We start from the raw sequence: 19,151 nt of genomic DNA, 5'->3' as shown, positions 1-19,151 counted from the left end.
AATGCATTGCATAGCCATGAGCGACGAAGACGATGACTCGCAGGAGCGCTGGCAGGTCCAGATGCGCAAGGGCACGCTGGAGCTGGTGGTGCTGGCAGCGCTGAAGGGGGGCAGCCTGTATGGGCTGGACCTGCTGCGCCAGCTGCAGGAGTTTCCGACCACGGCCATCAGCGAAGGCACGCTGTACCCGTTGCTGGATCGGCTCAAGCGTGACGGCCTGCTCGACGCCAACTGGGTGCAGGAGGGCGACACGCGGCCGCGCAAGTACTACCAGCTCAGCGACAAGGGCCAGCAGCGGCTGGCAAACCTGAGCGCCTGCTGGATGCAGACGGCCGACGACATCGGACAACTGCTCAGCCGTGCGGCACAGCGCGGCACGGGCAAGCAAGGAGAAGACTGAAATGGACACTCAAGAAAAGATTCAAGCCTATTGCCGCGACCTGGCGCACTTTCTCGCGCCGCTGGATCCGGCCGATGCGGCCGAGGTGATACGGGAGATCAAGGGCCATGTGCTCGATGTGCTGGAACAGCAGGACCAGCTGGGCCAGACGGTCGGTCTTGAGGCAGTCCTGGCTGGCTTCGGCCCGCCGCGCGAGTTGGCGGCACGCTATGTCTCCCATGTACTGGCCGGCACGCCGCCGCCGCGGGGCTTCCGTGCGATCCAGACGGTCAAGCGCGGCGTGACCCGCGGCCTGTACTGGTCGATGGCCGGCTTCGGCTACGGCCTGGCCCTGTTCTGCCTGGGCCTGGCCCTGGTCAAGCTGCTGGGACAGGAGTCTGTCGGCATGTGGTCAACGGCCGGCGGCAACAGCGTGGTGATCGCCTTTGCCGGTGCACCGAATCCAGACGCGCCTGAATTGCTTGGCCACATGTTTGCGCCGGCCGCCCTGCTGGTAGCAGCGGCCATCGGCCTGCTGACCCGGCGTGTGTTGCAGGTCCTCGCTCGCGGCATGGGGGCCGGGCGGTGAAGACCTTGCTGACCCATCTGCGCCACTTCTCCGTGGTGTTGCTGTTGCTGGCGGTGCCGGCCATTGCGCTCGCCCTGGCTTATGGCGTCGATCTCGACTACGGCGATGACATGCGGGCCTGGAAGGTCGGTGACGAGGGGCCGCATGTCTTCGCAGCGGCCGATGGCTGGGTTGTGAACCACATCCGTGGCAGCCGCCAGCAAGGCTTTGTGCTGGAGCAGCAGCGCCACCCGACCGGCCAGGGTTTCGAGACCAGCGTGCACTTCCCGCTTGACGACAGCAGCTTCAGCGTGCGCGTCGAGCCCGGCATCGCGGCGCCGGCCGCGGTGCATGAAGACGGCCAGCCCATCCTGGCCGTGTCCGACGTCGAAGGCAACTACAGAACCTTCCGCGACTTTCTCATCCAGCAGCGCGTGATGGATGCTGCGCTGGAATGGACCTTCGGCCGAGGCCATCTGGTGCTGGTCGGCGACTTCGTTGACCGCGGGGCCTCGACGACCCAGCTGCTCTGGCTGATCTACAAGCTCGAGCAGGCTGCCCGTGCCAAGGGCGGGCAGGTGCATTTCATCCTCGGCAATCACGAGATCAAGAACCTGCAGGGCAACTTTCGGGCCGCGCACAAGAAGTATCTCGGCGTGGCTGGCATCCTGGAGCGCCAGCACCAGGAGCTGACGGGCGCAGATTCCTTTCTCGGCCGCTGGCTGGCCAGCAAGAACACCATCGAGAAGATCAATGGCCATCTGTTCGTGCATGGCGGCCTGCATCCGGGTCTGGCCGAGGCCGGATTCGATCTCGATCAGATGAACCGCAGCGTTCGCGAGCACTATCGCCGACCCTACTACCCGCGCCAGCAGCGTCTGGCCGAGGACCTGCTGATCAACACGCAGACGGGGCTGGCTTGGTACCGCGGCTACTTCGAGGACGGGGTTTCGCAGGCGCAGATGGAGGCCACGCTGCGGCACTTTGACGCCAAGGCCGTTGTGGTCGGCCACACGCCGGTCTGGCGTGTGCAAACGCGCTTCGACGGCCGGCTGCTTGCCATTGGCGTCAAGCATCCGCTGGACTACCGTGGCAGCCTGCCACCCCGGCGCTCAGAGGGGCTGCTGATCGTGGGCGGCCAGTACAGCCGCGCCCTGCACGACGGTTCGACCGTGCCGCTCTAGCCGCGAGGGCGCGCGTGCGGCCCGTTCAGCGGGCCGTTGCTCAGGCGGCGCGCCACTGCGCCATCAGGCCGTCCCACTTGCCGCGCGCGGCATGCACATGGCGCTCCTTCACATGGCCGTAGCCGCGGATCTCTTCCGGGATGCGGGCAATGTCGGTGGCGAGCGGCAGGCGCTCGGCCGTCAGGCCCTTGCTCAAGATCGCTTCGATGCTTTCGCGGTACTGCTGGATCAGCGCGCGTTCCATCTTGCGCTCTTCGGTGTAGCCGAAGATGTCCAGCGCCGTGCCGCGCAGGCCCTTCATCTTCGCCAGCACCGAGAAGGCCGGGCGCACCCAGGCGCCGAATTGGCGCTTGATCAGCTCGCCCTTGTCGTTCTTCTTCGACAGCAGCGGCGGCGCCAGGTGGTGCACGATCTTGTAGTCGCCCTCGAACTGCGCGGCGATCTTGTCGGTGAACGAGGTGTCGCTGTGCAGGCGGGCGACTTCGTACTCGTCCTTGTAGGCCATCAGCTTGAACAGGTACTTGGCCACGGCTTCGGTCAGCTTCGTGCTGTTCAGGGCGCCTTCTGCCGCACGCACCTTCTCGACGAAGGCCTTGTACTGCTCGGCATAGGCCGCATTCTGATAGCCGGTCAGGAACTCGACGCGCTTGGCGACGATCTCGTCCACGCCCGGGCGCTTGACGAAGTTGATCACCTGCTTGGCGGCGAACAGGCCCTGCACGGCGGCGAGGTCATGGGCGCAGCGACGGCCCCATTCGAAGGCGGCCTTGTTGTTGTCGATCTGGACGTTGTTCAGCTCGATGGCGCGCATCAGGGCTGCATAGCTCAGCGGGATGCGGCCCTGCTGCCAGGCATAACCCAGCATCAGCGGGTTGGTGTACAGCGAATCGCCCACCAGCTTCACGGCCACTTCCTCGGCGTCGAACATGCCGAGATGGTCCTTGCCGACGGCGGCTTGAATGGCGCCCTCGCAGGCGGCGCCGGGGAAGCTCCAGTTGGCGTCATTCACCAGGCTCGCGGTGGGCGAGCCATGGGTGTTGAGCGCCACGAAGGTGCGGCCTTCGCGCATCACGGCCAGCGTGGTCTTGTTGGCAGCGACGATGGAGTCGCAGGCAATCACCAGCTGCGCTTCGGCGGTGCCAACCTTGGTGCAGTGGATGTCGTCCGCATGGTCGGCGATCTGGATGTGACTCCAGGTGGCGCCGCCCTTTTGCGCCAGGCCTGCCGCGTCCTGCGTGATCACGCCCTTGCCTTCCAGGTGGGCGGCCATGCCCAGCAGCTGGCCGATGGTGATGACGCCGGTGCCGCCGACGCCGGCGACCACGATGCCCCAGGCTTCGGCTGCGCTCGGGATCGTGGGCTGCGGAATGACGCCCATGGCGGCATCAAAGGGGTTCAGCGACTTGTCCTTCTTGGGCTTCCTGAGCGCGCCGCCTTCGATGGTGACGAAGCTCGGGCAGAAGCCCTTGGTGCAGCTGTAGTCCTTGTTGCAGCTGTTCTGGTTGATCTGGCGCTTGCGGCCGAAATCGGTTTCCAGAGGCTCGACCGACAGGCAGTTGGACTGGATGGAGCAGTCACCGCAGCCTTCGCAGACCAGTTCGTTGATGACGACGCGCTTGGCCGGATCCACGAGCTTGCCGCGCTTGCGGCGGCGGCGCTTCTCCGTGGCGCAGGTCTGGTCGTAGATGATGGCCGTCGTGCCCGGGATCTCGCGGAACTGGCGCTGGATCGCGTCCAGCTCGTCGCGGTGGTGCACGGTCACGCCCAGGCCCAGCGGCTTGCCGGCGTACTTCTCGGGTTCGTCGGTGACGATCACCAGCTTGGCCACGCCTTCGGACAGCACGCTGTTCATGATCTGCGTGACGCTGTGGCCTTCCGGGCGCTCGCCCACCTGCTGGCCGCCGGTCATCGCGACCGCGTCGTTGTAGAGGATCTTGTAGGTGATGTTCACGCCGGCAGCGATGCTCTGGCGGATCGCCAGGATGCCGCTGTGGAAGTAGGTGCCGTCGCCCAGGTTGGAGAAGATGTGCTTCTCATCCGTGAATGGTGCCTGGCCGACCCAGGGCACGCCTTCGCCACCCATCTGCGTGAAGGTGGCTGTGTTGCGGCCCGGCATCCAGGTCACCATGTAGTGGCAGCCGATGCCGCCCACGGCGCGCGAGCCTTCGGGCACGCGGGTCGAGGTGTTGTGCGGGCAGCCGGAGCAGAACCAGGGCGTGCGGTCGGCACCGCCGGCGGTCTTCTCCTCGGCCTTGAGCGCGTTTTCCTTCGCGTCGATCACGGCGACGCGGGCGTCCAGGCGGGCCTGGATGTCGCTGTCAACGCCCAGCTTCTTCAGGCGCTTGGCAATGGCACGGGCAATGATGGCCGGCGTCAGGTCAGCCTGAGGGCGCAAGAGCCAGTTCTGGCTCGGGTTGGCCTGGTTCCATTCGCCGCCGGTGTTGTCACCTTCGATCTCGTCGAACTTGCCCAGCACATTGGGGCGCACATCGGGGCGCCAGTTGTACAGCTCTTCCTTGAGCTGGTACTCGATCATCTGGCGCTTTTCTTCGACGACCAGGATCTCCTGCAGGCCGGTGGCGAAGTCGCGCGTGATGGTGGCTTCCAGCGGCCACACGACGTTGACCTTGTGCAGGCGGATGCCGAGGCGCCGGCAGGTGTCGTCGTCCAGACCCAGGTCGTGCAGCGCCTGGCGGGTGTCGTTCCAGGCCTTGCCGCTGGCGATGATGCCGAAGCGGTCGTGCTTTGTTTCCACGACGTTGTAGTTCAGCTTGTTGGCACGCACATAGGCCAGGGCGGCGTACCACTTGTAATCCATCAGGCGCTTTTCCTGCTCCAGCGGCGCATCGGGCCAGCGGATGTGCAGGCCGCCCTCGGGCATCTGGAAGTCTTCCGGCAGGATGATGTTCACGCGGTCCGGGTCGACGCTGATGCTGCCCGAGGATTCAACGATCTCCTGGATCGTCTTCAGGCCCGACCAGAGGCCAGAGAAGCGGCTCATGGCGAAGGCATGCAGGCCCATGTCGAGGATGTCCTGCACGCTGCTCGGGAAGAACACCGGGAAGCCGACGGCCTTGAACACGTGGTCGCTCTGGTGCGCGGCCGTGGAGCTCTTGGCGATGTGGTCGTCACCGGCCACGGCGATCACGCCGCCATGCTTGGAAGTGCCGGCCATGTTGGCGTGCTTGAACACGTCGATGCAGCGGTCCACGCCCGGGCCCTTGCCGTACCAGATGCCGAACACGCCGTCGTACTTGGCCTTCTCCGGGAACAGGTCCAGCTGCTGCGAACCCCACACGGCGGTGGCGCCCAGCTCTTCGTTCACGCCCGGCTGGAACACGATGTTCTGCTTGGCCAGGTGCTTCTTCGCCTGCATCAGCATCTGGTCGTAGCCGCCCAGCGGAGAACCGCGGTAGCCCGAGATGAAGCCGGCAGTGTTGAGGCCGACCATCGCGTCCCGCGTGCGCTGCAGCATGGGCAGGCGCACCAGGGCCTGCACGCCGCTCATGAAGGCGCGACCGTTGTCTAGCGAGTATTTGTCATCCAGCGTGACCTTTTCGAGGGCGCGCAGGATGTGTTCGGGCAGCGGTGCATTCATGGGCGATGGCTCCTGGGGGACGAGGCTGGCAGTGCTCGCTTGTGGCGCGCGTGCGGGCCCGGATATCGGCAGTATTCCGGATCAGCGAGTGTAGGGAAAGCATGGCGAGGGGTGCTTTCTCATTTGCGCCCAAAACCGAAGCTTGGAGCAATAATCTTTCTCAAACTGGCAAATCACTACCAATATGGCGACGAAATTCCGCAAATCAGGGCAAACCCAGGTCTCCGTGCCGGCGTCTTCTCAGGCTGGCCAGCCCGTGCCCGCCGAGAGCGAAGACGGCGCGCTGGACCGCTATCACATCGCCATCCTCGTCGAGCTGCAGCGCGAGGCGCGCCTGTCCAATGCCGAGCTGGCGGCGCGCATCGGCCTGTCGGCCGCGCCGACCTGGCGCCGCGTGCGCTGGCTGGAGGAGCAGGGCTACATCACAGGCTATCGGGCCGAGATCGACCGCCGCAAGGTCGGCCTCGGTGTGCTGGCCTTCGTGAAGGTGGATGCGGACCGCAACAACGCGCAGGCCACCAAGGTGCTGGAAGAAGCGATACGCCGCCTGCCCGAAGTGATTTCCTGCCACTACATCTCGGGTGCCGGCACCTTCGAGCTGCAGGTGCTGGCCACCGACCTCGATGCCTTCAGCCGATTCACCATCGACACGCTCTTGAACCTGCCCAACGTCAAGGACGTGCACACCAGCTTCTCGCTGGGCGAGGTCAAGGCCGGCGGCGGTGTGCCGCTCGCACACTTGCAATCGGCACGGGGCGGCTGATCGGGTAGGCTTGTGGCTCATGACACGCGTCACCACGACACCTGGCTGGACAGACCGCCTCGCGGACCTGCTGTTCACCACCGAGCCGGTGCAGCGCATACGCCTGCGCCAGGCCAGCCTGGCCATCGCCCTGATGGCGATCTGCGTCTGCATCATGCAGTACGCGGCCTGGGTCACGGGCGTGGACCAGGGTCCGCTGTGGTGGTGGACTGTCCTGTCCCTCGGCGGCCTCCTGACGGCCTACCTCCTGATCCGCTGTGGCTGGAGCAAGCGCCTGGCCGATCCCTCGCTGACCGTCGGGCAGATGGTGTTCGCGATTGCCAGTGGCGCCATCGGCTACTCGATGGCCGGGCCGGTGCGCGGCGCGACCTTTCCCATCCTCATGATCATCCTGGTGTTCGGGATGTTCCAGCTGCGCGCCAGCACGACCCTGCGCATCAGCCTCTATGCCCTCGGCCTGTTCGGCCTGACGATGGCGGCGATGTCGCAGTGGAAGCCCGCGGTCTACCCGCCAGCCGTCGAACTGGGCCACTTCCTGATGCTGGCCTGCACGCTGCCGGCGGTATCCATCCTGGCCGGGCGCCTGAGTCGCATCCGGCACCGGCTGGCGCAGCAGAAGACCGAGCTGGCCGAAGCGCTGGCGCAGATCCAGTCCATGGCCACGCGCGATGAACTGACCGGGCTCCTGAACCGCCGCCACATGCAGACGCTCCTGGACCAGGAGGTGCAGCGCTGCCAGCGCAGTGGCCAGAGCTTCTGCGTCGCGCTGCTGGACATCGACCACTTCAAGCGCATCAACGACCAGCATGGCCACGGCGCTGGCGACGCGGTGCTGCGCGGCTTTTCCGACGTTGCGCAGGCGGCGATCCGCGCCTCCGACGTGCTGGCGCGCTGGGGCGGCGAGGAGTTCGTGCTGCTGATGGCCGATGCGCGCATGCCGCCGGCCGTGGCTGGCGTTGAGCGCGTGCGCGAGCATGTGGAGGCGCTTCGTGTGCCGATGGGCGAACGCATGCTGCAAACCAGTGTTTCGGCCGGCCTCACCCAGCACCGCCCCGGTGAAAGCCTGGAGCAGACACTGGAGCGGGCCGACCGACTGCTCTACCAGGCCAAGAATGAAGGCCGCAATCGCGTGCTTTACGGCTGAGTCTGCAGCGGTGCCCAGGCCTATGCTGAAGCTCTCATGATCAGGCGCCATCTTCTCGTACACCTGCTTCCCGCGCTGCTCCCAGCGGTGGTCCTCGTGCCGCTGCTGGCGCGGGCCGCCGAGCCGCCACAGCTGATGTTGCAGATCGAGCTGCGCTGGGTCGAGTCCAGCATCAGCGGCGCGGCTCTGGCCGGCAACAAGCAGGGTGCCGTGGTGGTGGGCACTGGCGGCTCGGTCTCGCCCAAGGGCGGCAAGATGGTCTCCACCCGGCCCGACGATGCCGGCGTCGGCGCTGTGCAAAGGCTGATGGTGCTCAATGGCCGCTCGGCCAGCGCCTTGATGAATGAGCGCAAGCGTGTCGAATGGATCGATTGGGGCGTCGAGATGCGCCGGGGCCAGATGCAGCCGCAGGCGCAGTCGCGTTCGGTCTGGGTTGAACGGCAGACCGGTGTGCAGCTCAAGGTGAACTGGCCCGGTGGCGCCAAGCCGGCCCTGCTGGAGCTGCGCAGCTTGCAGCCGCGCGACGAGGCCGGCAGCGAGGAACTGATCAGCAGCCTGCTGGTACCGTTGCAGCAATGGGTGGTGATAGCCCGTGACGGCGTCGGCCCGCAGGCCTCACCGCCTGGCGTCTACAGCAGCCGCGACGCCGAGCCGCAACTCAGCCGCGAGCTCCAGGTACGCATCAGCCCGGCGCCGCAGTAGTTTGAAATTGGTATCTGATTGGTAGTAAATTGGTGTTAGTCTTCGCGTCGCTTGCGACACGGAGTCCTCATGCGCCTGCCTGCTACCGCGGTACTGTCCTTCTGTTGTTCCCTTTCCCTTTCCCTTGGCCTGAGCGGTCCGCTGCTTGCTGCGCCGCCGGCTTTCGGCGGCAAACCTCTTGCGTTCAAGACGCAGCCCGATTCGCCCGTCGTCGGCGCCTATGTGCCCGGCTGGGAAGACATCAGCCTGCTGGACCGGATCCAGCCCGGCAGCCTGAGCCATGTGCTCTATGCCTTTCTGCGCATCTGTGGCCCGGGCCAGTTGGCCAAGGACGAAAAGCTCTGTGCTGGCCGGCCCGAGTTCTCGCTGAGCGATGGCGAGACCGAGCGGCGCTTTGACGCCGGTTTCCTCAAACTCAAGCAGCGCCTGCCCGAGCTGCAGGTGCTGGCCTCGGTTGGTGGCTGGGGCGGCTCGGACGGCTTCTTCCATCTTGCTGGCGACGCCGCCAGGCGCCAGGCCTTCGCCACGGACGTGGTGCGCTTCCTGCGCGAGCATCCGGGCTTCGATGGTGTGGACATCGACTGGGAGCACCCGGGCGACAACGGCAAGGTCAATGGCGTGCAGCTCGGCAGCAAGAGTGACGGCCAGGGCTATGCCGACCTGATGGACGATCTGCGCGCCGCCGTCGAGCTGCTGGGCCGCGAGACCGGCCGCCGCTACCTGGTGACCACCGCCGTCAATCCGACCAGCGCCATCGTTGAGCGCATCAACTTCCAGCAGGCCGCCAAGGCGCTGGATCTGGTCTTCATGATGAGCTACGACTACTACGGTGCCTGGTCGCCCGATGCCGGTCATCACACGGCCTTGAGGAGCCAGCGGCCGGGCGATGAAAGCCTGGAGCGCTCGGTGCAGAACCTTGAACGTGCCGGCGTGCCGCGCAAGAAGCTGGTGGCCGGCGTGGCCATGTACGGCCGTGGCTTTGCCGGTGTCAGCAAGCCGGTGAACGGCGCCGCACGCAGCGGGCCGTATCCGGCTGAAGGCGATGTCGGTGCCGTCACCTACCGTGCCCTGCGTGCAGACCGTATCGATGATCGCGGCCAGCCCGCGAAGGGCTGGCAACTGCGCCACGATCCGGGCACCGGCTCCTGGAGCCTGTACGAGCCCGGGCAGCAAATCTGGATCGGCTTCGATGACCCGCGCGGCGTGCTGGACAAGGGCCGCCATGCGCGCCGCGCCGGCCTCGCTGGCCTGTTCGCATGGGAGCTGTCGCAGGACTACCGTGGCGAGCTGCTCAATGCCATGAATCTCGGCCTGGGCAAGCGCCCCCGCTAGCTGCATGGGGTCAGGCCGTGCCTGCCGCGCCACGTTGATCGGGCCGATGCCGGCATTGCCTTGACCTCCGCCTCCGAAAGGAGGTAAATCGGCGCGTCGTGCGCCGTGCATGTGCGCATGCTGCTGCTGCCGCCTCCGCAAGGAGCATGGGAAGGAGCCCGCCGTGCTGTACAAGCCCTACCGCATCCTCAGTCTGGACGGCGGGGGCACGTTTTGCCTGGCACAGGCGCGGGCACTGCAGGAGCTGTTCGGCCCCGACATGCCGGGGCGCCAGCTGCTCTCGCAGTTTCAGCTGGCGGCCGGCACCTCGGGCGGTTCCTTCGTGATCGCTGCGCTGGTGGCCGACCTGACACCCGGCCAGATCGTCCGACTGTTCCAGAGCGAGCAGAACCGGCAGCGTTTTTTTTGCAAGCTGCCCTGGTACGAGCGCCTGCTGTCGGTGCTCACGATGGGCGACATCGGCTGCCGCTTCAGCATGGAGAGCAAGCGCGACTTCATGGCCTCGGTGGTGGGCACGAACGGGCCCAGGAAGATGTCGGAGCTGGCCGATGAGTGCGGCATGCCCGAGCTGCTGATCGTCGGCTACGACTACCAGTTCGACCGCGCCAAGCTGCTGCGCAGCCGCAGCGACAGCGGGGCCGCCAACTTTCCGCGCAACGACGGGCATATCAGCCTGCTCGATGCGATCAATCTCTCCACGCATGCGCCGCTGAACTGGTTCGGCGGCCTGGCCAGCGCCGCAGGCAGCAACTCACCGGGCTTCTGGGACGGCGCGCTGACCGGCTTCAACAACCCGGTGCAACTCGCGGCCAGCGAGGCGATTGCCAATGGCGTGCCCCGCGATGCCATCGGCGTGCTCTCGCTCGGCTCCGGCAACTGCATGCTGCTGCATTGGGACGCCGATTGCGACCCGTCCTTCAAGGTCAAGGCCCCCAGACCCTGCCTGCGCAAGGACCTGCGCAAGGTGGCGCGCGCCATCATTGCCGAGCCGCCGGATGCCGACAGCTACCTGGCCCATCTGTCCCTCAGCGCGCAGGTGCCGCGGCAGGCGGGTCAGGTTTGCGAATCGCCGATCATCCGTTGCAGCCCCCTGATCCATCCGCGCCGTGAGGGCCAGCATTGGGCGGCGCCCAAGGGCTTTGCCTCGCCCGAGGAGTTCGGCCGTCTGGTGGACATGGACATCGCCGCCACCGCCGATGAGGACGTGCGCCTGATCGAGCTGCTCTGCGACAACTGGATCTCCGGCGCCAGCCAGAACCAGGCGGTGCGCCGTGCGGGCGGCTACTTCTCGCTCGATGCCAACGGCCGCTGGAACGAGCAACGCTGCTGCGAGATCGGCTACGCACGCTTTGCCGATGCCAAGGCGGCCTGGGCGAGCATGAGCCGCGAGCCCGCGGTGACGACACAAGGCCGCGAATGCGCAAGCTCAGAGTCCTGATCGTCAACTGCTACTCCGACAACAACCGCGGTGCGCGAGGCAATCCGCTCTTCGTGCCGCAGTCCATTGCACCGCTGGCGCTGGCCGGCGCCTTTGCCCGGGAGTGCTGCGAGCTGCAGGTGCATTGCGAGTTCCGCCAGGGGCCGCTGGACGAGCTCAAGCGCCTGGCCTGGGCGCAGCTGCTTGTGCTCACCGGCCTCAACAGCGCACTCGACCGCATGAAGCAGCTCTGCGCCTATGCCAAAAGCTTGAACCCGGGCGTGGTCGTGGTGGCTGGCGGGCCGCTGGCGCGCGTGCTGCCCCAGCTCTGCGCGCGCTACTTCGACATCGTGCTGAGTGGCGACGTCGAGTCGCTGGCCGAAATGGTGGCCGGCATGTATGGGCCCGAGATGCGCGCGGCCGCGGTGACGCCGCGCCTGGACCTCGGCCCCCGCTGGCATCCGGTCGGCTATGCCGAGGCCAGCCGCAACTGCAACTTCGCCTGCAGCTTCTGCTCGATGACGGCCGAGGGCCGGCCCTACCAGTCGCTGGCCCTGGCCCAGGTGAGGGCGCAACTGGAGCAGCTGCAGGGCAAGCAATGCGTGATGTTCCTGGACCAGAACTTCTTCGGTGGCGCGAGGTGCGACGTGGAGGCGCGCATGGAGCTGCTGCGGGAGTTTGTCGATGCTGGCCACATCAAGGGCTGGGCAGCGCTCGTGACCTCGGACTTCTTTGCCAAGGACGATTGGCTGCAGCGGGCGCGGCGCAGCGGCTGCATCGGCTTCTTCAGTGGCGTCGAGTCAATGGATGACGCGCAGTTGAGGCATTATCAAAAGAAGCAGAACCTGCAATTGCCCGGCGCGCAGCGGATCGAGCGTTGCCTGTCCGCCGGCATGACCTTTCATTACGGCCTGATCTTCGACCCCCGCGAGCGGCGGGTGGCGGCGATGCGGTCCGAGGTCGAGGCCATCGCGTCCAATCCGGCCTTGACGCTGCCGAGCTTCATCAGCCTGGCGATTCCGCTGCTGGGCACGCCGATGTTCAGGCGCCTGGTGGCCGAGCATGCGCTGCTGCCCCACCTCAAGCTGCGCGACATGGATGGCCGCTCGCTGCTGACTGAATGCCTCGACCCGGTAGACGAGGTCTGCCAGCTGCTGGCGGAGATGGACTTCTGCATGATTGACACCACCCGCGCGCGCCGCCATGCCTGGGGCCTGTGGCGTCGCTATCGCGGCACGCTGCCGGCACGGGCGCTGCTGTCGGCGCTGAGCCCCGACCTGGCCTGCCTGCTGCCGCGCTTCTCGACCGCATCGCGTGAGGCGCACCTGGGCGCCGGGGCCGCCCGGCGCACCCACTACGGGCCGAGCGAGCCGCTGGGCACGCTGTACCAGCCGCGCATCCCGCTGGAGGCGCGCTACCAGGCCTTCTTTGAACCCACCCGTGTCACCGATGCCCAGGGAGAGCTGCATGCCGACATGCAGGCCGACCTGGGCTCGTCCGTCAGCACCGAGATGCCGGTGCAAATCCTGATCGAGCGGCAGCGCTTGCCTGCGATGATCCGAGGGTAGGCCAGCACAGCCAACAGGATCGCGATGACCAGCAGTACCCGGCATCGAATCGACCTTTCCTCCCGGACCGGGCCGGCCTGGCTGTGGCTGCTCATGCTCCTGGGCTGCCTGCTGTGCGATGGCTCGGCGGCTGCCGAGTTGAAAAAGCTTTCGTCCTGGCCGGATGAAGCGGGGCGTGAGCAACGGCTGAACGAGGCGCTCTTGCAGTCGCTATCGGCCGCGGCCTGGTGCCCAGGATCGGCCCCTGCACAGCTGCTGTCCGGCCGCACGGCGCAGCTCTTCCGGCTCGAAGGTCCGGTGGCCGCCGACACCCTGGTGGTCGACGAAGACCCCATCGTCGAGCTGTTCGGCCTGGCCTATCGCGAGTCCAGTGGCTGTGCCCGCTTGCGCATGGGCGGGCGCACGCAGGCCAACCCGGCCGGCAGCCTCCTGAGCCCCTGGCCCCATCACGGTCTGGACGCCCGCGCGGCCGATTCGCCCATGCTCCTGATCATCCAGGATGCCAAGGCAGTGCGCTCCTGGATCGAGCTGGTGCCGCGCGAGGAGCTGCAGCGCAAGACCGGCCAGCACTGGATGGTGCTGGCCTGCTTCATGGGCATGCTGCTCTTGATCCCGTTCCTGAGCCTGCAGCTGGGCGTGCTCGGCGAGGCGAGGCTGTCGCTCGCCTATGCGTTCTATGTGGCGACGCTCGTGTTCTGGTCGGTTCAGAACTTCGGCCTGGCGCAGCAGTGGTGGGCCTTCTGGCCGGCACCGCGATGGTTTCCCGAGCTGCATGGCCTGTCGGTCAGCCTGCTCACGCTGGGCATCGGCCTGGCCACGCTGGAGTCCCTGCAATTGCGCGGGCGCGAGCGCCTCGCGCTGGCCGCGCCGGTGGCCGTGGTGGCCCTGATGTTTGGCGTGGCGTACAAGTTCGAAGGCCTGTACCGCAGCGCGGCCATGGCCCTGGTGCTGCTGGCCGGCGTGGTGATCGCGCTGCTCGTGCGCCGGCTGCGGGCGCGTCAGCTTGTGGACCCCTGGTTCCTTGCGGGCCTGGGCGCCAACATGCTGGGCGGTGCCATCCAGTCGCTGACCATCGTGCTGCCCGACACCGCCTTGCGCGGCTTCGGCGGCCATGCCTTCGCCATCGGCAACCTGGTGCATGCACTGGCCTGGGTCACGGCCGTGCAGCGCCGCCATGTGCGAGACCGCGAAGCGCAGCGGGTTCAGCTTGAATACGACGCCAATCACGACACGGTCACCGGCCTGCCCAACCGCAAGTGGCTGGACGCCTGCCTGACGCGCAGCATCGAACAGATCCGCAGCGTGCCGGCATTGAGCCACGGCGGCCTCTTCGTCGATCTGGACCGTTTCAAGATCCTCAACGACACCCTGGGCCACTCCAAGGGCGACGAGCTCCTGTGCCTGCTGTCCAAGCGCCTGGCCGATCTCTTTGGCGAGCATGGCTCGATCACCCGCTTTGGCGGCGACGAGTATTTTGTCGTCGTGCACCAGCCCTGCGGTGAGATCGAGCTGGCGCTGCTGGGAAGCGATGTCTTGCGCCGCCTGCAGGAGCCGATCCAGCTGGACGGCCGCACGCTGCGGGTCTCGGCCAGCATCGGCATGGTCGTGATCGGCGAGCAGTACAACAGCGCCGAGGAGGTGATCAAGGACGCCGATCTGGCCCTGCACCTGGCCAAGACGCGCGGCCGCGCGCGCTTCGAGATCTTCGAGCCGCCCATGCGTCAGGCGGCCGAAAACCGTTTCCGCATCGAGTCGGACATGCGCCAGGCCATCGAGCGCGGCGAGTTCAAGCCCTTCTTCCAGCCCATCGTGCGGCTGGACGGCCAGACCCACGCCGGCTTCGAAGCACTGGTGCGCTGGGAGCATGCGCAACGGGGCTTCATTGGCCCCGGCGAGTTCATCCCGGTGGCCGAGGAGAACGGCCTGATCAACGAGATCGGCCTGCAGGTCATGGAGGGCACCATGCGCCAGGTCGCGGCCTGGCGCCGCGCCGGCCAGTGGCAGGAGGGCTGGTATGTCAGCGTCAATGTCTCGGGCGTGCAGTTGCGCGATGCCGGCCTGGTCGAGCGCTTCACCGACCTGCGCTCGCAGCTGGGGTTGCTGGTTGGCGACATCCGTATCGAAGTGACCGAGAGCTCGGTGATCGCCAACCAGGACGTGGCCTTCGGCCTGCTGCCGCGGCTCAAGGAGCAGGGCTTCCTGCTTTGCATGGACGACTTCGGCACCGGCTATTCGTCGCTCAGCTATCTGAGCGAGCTGCCGTTTGACGTCTTGAAGATCGACCGTTCCTTCATCACCGACCTGTGCCGGCGCCAGGAGCTCGGCGCGCTGGTCAACACGGTGATTTCGCTCGCTGACAGCATGGGCATGATCGTCGTGGCCGAGGGTGTTGAAGAGCCGGCGCAGTGCGAGGCACTGCACAAGCTGCACTGTGGCTACGGCCAGGGCTATATGTTCTCGCGGCCGATGAATGCTGCGAACGCGACGGCCTGGCTGGAGGCCGCGGCGCGGCCCAAGCAGTCGGCGGCGGCCTGAGCCCGGCATCTGGTGCTGGCGTTGCATTCAACCAACCACCAGCAGGCTGAGGGTGCCGGGGTGGCGTGATTTGCGCGAAATCAAGCCTTGCTGCGGCTTCGACGGCCTATAAAGCCTCATGGCCCGACAGAAGCCTGCCGGGGAATTGGAGTGCTTCCACCAGGAGTTTCGGATGCGAGCTTTCAGATCTTCTTCGGCCGTGTTGGCCCTGGCGCTTGGCGCGCTGGCGGCGCCGGCCGCTTGCGCCCAGGATCTCAGCCTCAGCGGCTTCGGCACGCTGGCGCTCGGGCGCAGTTCCGGCAGTTGCGAGAGCAACGCGGCCATGGCCAGCGCCTATACGGGCTACTGCACGCGAGCCATCGCCGACTGGGGGCATGGCGGCGTGTACACCCCTTCGACCAGTGCGAAGCCGGAAAGCCGGCTGGGCCTGCAGGGTCAGGCCAAATTCGATGCCAACTTCTCCGCCACGGTGCAGCTGACGGCCAGGTCGCTGGAGGAGCAGCACCTGAACCTCGAATGGGCCTATCTCACGGCGCGCCTCAGCCCCGACTGGACGCTTCAACTGGGCCGCAAGCGCTTGCCGCTGTACTACTACTCCGATTTCCAGGACATCGGCTTTGCCTACAACACGGTGCGCCCGAGCCCCGATGTCTACGGCTGGGACGTGGTGAACTACAACGGCGCCAGCCTCGCCTGGAGCCGTGACGTCGGCGAGTGGACGCTGCGGGCCGAGGCCTTGGCGGGCAGCGAGAACAGCAAGAAGAATCCCTATTCGCGCCTGGTTGTCGACGACCCCATGGACGTCAAGTGGAGCGGCATCACCGGCCTGGTGCTGGAGTTCAGCCGCGACTGGTTCAGTGGCCGCCTGAGCTACACCCGCTCGCAGTTTCAGCAGACCGACCACAACACCGGCGTCGTGCTGGCCACGCTGTCAGGCAAGACGCGCGTGAACCAGAGCTTCCTGGGTGCGGCTTTCAACGCCGATATCGGCGCCTGGACGCTGCGCAGCGAAGTCGGCCGCAGCGACCGTGCCGAGCTCGGCTACAAGGCCAGCTTCTACCTTCTGACGGCGGGCTACCGGATCGGCGCGTACACGCTGACCGCAGGCACCAGCCAGTACCGCGAGACCACCCCTTACCCGGCCGACTACGTGCCCGTCGTTGACCGCGGCAGCCTGCTGGCCTTGCGCTATGAGCTGCACAAGGGCGGGGCACTCAAGCTGCAATACGACCGCATCAGTGATCGCGGCAGCAGCCCGTTTGCCGGCAGCGCACGGCTGCTGAGCGCCAGCTATGACTTTGTCTTCTGAACCGGAGCCCATCATGACCACGCCAATCCGTGCTGCCAGCCTGACCCTGCTGCTGATGCTGCCCCTGCTTGCCGCTGCGCAGGTAGCGGTGATCGTCAACCCGAAAAGTGCCCTGACTTCGTTGACGGCTGACCAGGCCGCCGCCATCTTCATGGGGCGCACCAATGTGCTGCCCAGTGGTGCCGCAGCCCAGGCTGCAGACCTGCCGGAGGCCAGCACCAGCCGCGAGCAGTTCTACAGCAAGGCCGCCGGCAAGAGCTCGGCCCAGGTCAAGGCGGCCTGGTCGCGCCTGACCTTCTCTGGCAAGGCCACGCCACCCAAGGAGCTGACCAGCGCCGCCGATGTCAAGAAGCACGTGGCAGCCAATCCTGATGCGATTGGCTACATCGAGAAATCCGCTGTCGACGCCACGGTCAAGGTGGTGCTGGTGCTGGACTGACGAGGGCGTTCAGCCCCAGGCGCTGAACGGCCGCTACGGCAGCAGGAGCTGCAGCTCGCGCAGCGCGGCATTGCCGCTGGCGTCCTGCACCCGCACCTGCAGAAGGTACTTGCCCGCAGGCAGCGAGCCGGGGTCCCAGTGGCCCGGCGTGGCGCGGCCGCTGCGCAGTTCATTCGCCAGCTGGTAGCGGAACTGCGTGGCCCGGGCGCCATGCACCGTGATGCCGCTGCTGGGCGCATACGCCAGCTTCACGCCCAGCTCGTCGTCTACCGGCAGGGCCTCGAAATTGAGCGTTTCGCGCCAGCCGTTCTCGAAGCCTGTCGCCGGGCTGCCGTCGTCCTTCACGAGCTGCCAGGCGAGCGTGCGCACGCCCAGGCGGCGGCGCTCCAGGTTGTCGTTCACCTGGTCCCAGGCATCGACCACGATCTGCAGGGGCGCCCTTGGCACGACCAGAACACCCGCCCTGTCGCGCCTGGCCAGGCGCTTGCCTGCGGCATCGAACAGCTCGATGGAATCGATGCGCGGCTGCACCTCGTCGACAAAGCCCTTGAAGCCCAGGGCCAGCGGGTCGCGCAGGAAACCCGGTGCCCCCAGGGCCAGGTGCACATGGGCCATGGGATTGATCGAGCCGATCACCTCGCCGGCGTTGTAGCGGGTGCCACGGGCCACGCGCACGCGCTCGACCTTGCCGGCAGCATTGCGCAGCATCTGCATGCGGCGCGGGTCCACCGGCTTGCCGGCCTTGTCGCGGCCGATCTTCACGTGGATGTACATCAGGGGCCCGATGGCCAGGCCTTCACCCAGCCGCCCAAAGCCGTAGGCGGCTGCCGGGCTCAGAACCTTGCCGTCGGCAATCGTCACCACGGCTTCACCCACGTCGCCGCGGATGTCGAGGCCCGCATGCATGTGATGGCGGCTGTCGAGCTTGCCCTGCTTGTCGCGGCCGCCGCGCACCTCGCCGAGCATGCCCACCACCTCATGCCAGCTGTTCTGCGGACGCAAGGGCCAGCGACCCTCACTGGCGAGCGGCGGCTGTTCGAGCGCGGGGCCCAAGGCACCGGAGGCGCCTTCACCCGCCAGCACCTCGTGGATGCGAAAGGCCGGTGCATCGGCCACCAGCACGCGGCCGCGTGCGTCCACGGCAATGCCGCTGGCTCGTGCGAAGCGCAGCGCGCCACCGGTCAATGCATGGACCTGCTTGCTCGCCGTGATCTGCAGGAGCTGCCCCTTGCTCAGCAGGCCCACCAACATCACGCCGTCATGCGAGAAGGCCAGGCTCAGCGGCCTGCGCAGAAGTGCTTCCTCATCGTCCTCACGGCTGTGCAGCCAGGTCTGCACTTCGCCGGTCCGGGGGTCGACGCTGCGAATCGCATCGTTGCGGGTGTCGGCCACCCAGAGCCGACCCTGCGCATCGAGCGCGAGGGCCGAGGGCGTGTCGAACAAGGCCTTGTCGCCCGGGCCATCGGCGTCGCCGGGCCGGCTGCCGCCGGCCAGCGTCGTCACCAGGCCATCGGGCGAGATCATGCGGATGCGGTCGTTGTGCGTGTCGGCGACAAAGACCCGGCCCTGGCCGTCCACCGCCACGGCCAGCGGCGCATTGAAGCGCGCCTGCGCACCGGCGCCATCTCGCCAGCCCGGCGTGCCGTCGCCGGCCACTGTCGTCACCTGGCCTTGCGGACTGACCTTGCGGATGGCGTGATTGCCCGTGTCGGCCACATAGACATTGCCGGTCGCATCGAGCGCCAGGCCCGAGGGCGTGTTGAAGCGGGCTTGCGCGCCCGCTTCGTCAGTGAAGCCTTCCACACCGCCGGCGAGCGTGCGCAGCTGGCCGTTGCGCTCCAGCACGCGGATGCGGTTGTTGTCACCACCATCGGCGATGAAGAGGCGGCCGTCGGGCGCAGCCACCAGGCCGTAGGGGTCGGAGAAGCGCGCCTGCGCGGCCGGGCCTTCCTGCGAGCCCGCCACGCCGTCTCCCGCGAGTACCGCGATGTGCGCCGGGCCGCCGATCAGGGTGGGTGCGGGCGGGGCCGGCGTGGCTGGCGCCGGGGCGGCCGCGCTGGCCGCACTAGAGGCCGCGGGCGTTGGCGCTGATGGATGGTCGGGTGGCACCAGCAGCCAGGCCAGGCCGGCCGCGCCAGCCACCAGGCTCAGGAGAGCCAGCTGGCGGCGCATGGGGTCAGGGAAGCTTGCGTCATGGGTCGGGCATCGTAACC

The 19,151-nt window shown here is 67.1% G+C and carries 14 protein-coding genes; 12 read left to right on the top strand and 2 right to left on the bottom strand.

The window, feature by feature from the left end; translation table 11 throughout:
* Positions 1-16: 16 nt before the first annotated feature.
* From V3596_RS09665 to V3596_RS09655, 3 genes are read left to right on the top strand one after another with little or no spacing between them, the layout of a single operon-like run.
* Entirely contained in the window at positions 17-400 is a 384-nt protein-coding gene (locus tag V3596_RS09665) for a PadR family transcriptional regulator (RefSeq protein ID WP_334277506.1), read from the top strand.
* Position 401: 1 nt separating this feature from the next.
* Positions 402-968, top strand: a complete 567-nt coding sequence (locus V3596_RS09660; RefSeq protein WP_334277505.1) for an HAAS signaling domain-containing protein — start codon at positions 402-404, stop codon at positions 966-968.
* Positions 965-2,131 (top strand): metallophosphoesterase, encoded by a 1,167-nt coding sequence (locus V3596_RS09655; protein ID WP_334277504.1) that lies wholly within the window; start codon positions 965-967, stop codon positions 2,129-2,131. The genes V3596_RS09660 and V3596_RS09655 overlap by 4 nt, the downstream gene beginning before the upstream one ends.
* 40 nt (positions 2,132-2,171) lie before the next feature.
* Here the strand turns inward: V3596_RS09655 and V3596_RS09650 are convergent, their stop codons facing one another.
* Entirely contained in the window at positions 2,172-5,729 is a 3,558-nt protein-coding gene (locus V3596_RS09650; protein ID WP_334277503.1) for an indolepyruvate ferredoxin oxidoreductase family protein, read from the bottom strand.
* Between the two features lie 184 nt (positions 5,730-5,913).
* Here V3596_RS09650 and V3596_RS09645 point away from each other — a divergent pair, with 184 nt between their 5' ends.
* The 9 genes from V3596_RS09645 to V3596_RS09605 all read left to right on the top strand — a co-directional run bounded on the left by V3596_RS09645 (position 5,914) and on the right by V3596_RS09605 (position 16,938).
* Positions 5,914-6,492, top strand: coding sequence for an Lrp/AsnC family transcriptional regulator (locus V3596_RS09645; protein ID WP_334277502.1), 579 nt, complete (start codon positions 5,914-5,916; stop codon positions 6,490-6,492).
* Between the two features lie 19 nt (positions 6,493-6,511).
* Positions 6,512-7,636: a diguanylate cyclase gene (locus V3596_RS09640; protein WP_334277501.1), complete on the top strand. Its 1,125-nt coding sequence runs from the start codon at positions 6,512-6,514 to the stop codon at positions 7,634-7,636.
* Between the two features lie 36 nt (positions 7,637-7,672).
* On the top strand, positions 7,673-8,338 hold the full coding sequence (locus tag V3596_RS09635; RefSeq protein ID WP_334277500.1) for a hypothetical protein: 666 nt from the start codon (positions 7,673-7,675) through the stop codon (positions 8,336-8,338).
* Between the two features lie 69 nt (positions 8,339-8,407).
* Positions 8,408-9,670, top strand: coding sequence for a glycoside hydrolase family 18 protein (locus tag V3596_RS09630; protein WP_334277499.1), 1,263 nt, complete (start codon positions 8,408-8,410; stop codon positions 9,668-9,670).
* Between the two features lie 163 nt (positions 9,671-9,833).
* Positions 9,834-11,108, top strand: a complete 1,275-nt coding sequence (locus V3596_RS09625) for a patatin-like phospholipase family protein (RefSeq protein ID WP_334277497.1) — start codon at positions 9,834-9,836, stop codon at positions 11,106-11,108.
* Complete coding sequence (locus V3596_RS09620; RefSeq protein WP_334277496.1) at positions 11,087-12,655, top strand: B12-binding domain-containing radical SAM protein; 1,569 nt, start codon at positions 11,087-11,089, stop codon at positions 12,653-12,655. Before V3596_RS09625 ends, V3596_RS09620 begins: the two co-directional genes overlap by 22 nt.
* Before the next feature lie 24 nt (positions 12,656-12,679).
* Positions 12,680-15,190 carry a putative bifunctional diguanylate cyclase/phosphodiesterase gene (locus V3596_RS09615; protein WP_334277495.1) on the top strand — a complete coding sequence of 837 codons (2,511 nt, stop codon included), beginning with the start codon at positions 12,680-12,682 and terminating at the stop codon, positions 15,188-15,190.
* Between the two features lie 172 nt (positions 15,191-15,362).
* Complete coding sequence (locus V3596_RS09610) at positions 15,363-16,499, top strand: porin (protein ID WP_334277494.1); 1,137 nt, start codon at positions 15,363-15,365, stop codon at positions 16,497-16,499.
* A gap of 13 nt (positions 16,500-16,512) precedes the next feature.
* Positions 16,513-16,938 carry a type 2 periplasmic-binding domain-containing protein gene (locus tag V3596_RS09605; protein ID WP_334277493.1) on the top strand — a complete coding sequence of 142 codons (426 nt, stop codon included), beginning with the start codon at positions 16,513-16,515 and terminating at the stop codon, positions 16,936-16,938.
* Between the two features lie 33 nt (positions 16,939-16,971).
* Here the strand turns inward: V3596_RS09605 and V3596_RS09600 are convergent, their stop codons facing one another.
* Positions 16,972-19,110, bottom strand: a complete 2,139-nt coding sequence (locus tag V3596_RS09600) for an NHL repeat-containing protein (protein WP_334277492.1) — start codon at positions 19,108-19,110, stop codon at positions 16,972-16,974.
* Positions 19,111-19,151: the final 41 nt, after the last annotated feature.

Origin of the sequence: Roseateles microcysteis, from assembly GCF_036880965.1 — a bacterium.
Lineage (GTDB): Bacteria > Pseudomonadota > Gammaproteobacteria > Burkholderiales > Burkholderiaceae_C > JAUASW01.
Note: the sequence above shows the minus strand (reverse complement) of the source record. Positions and strands in the feature narration are given on the sequence as shown.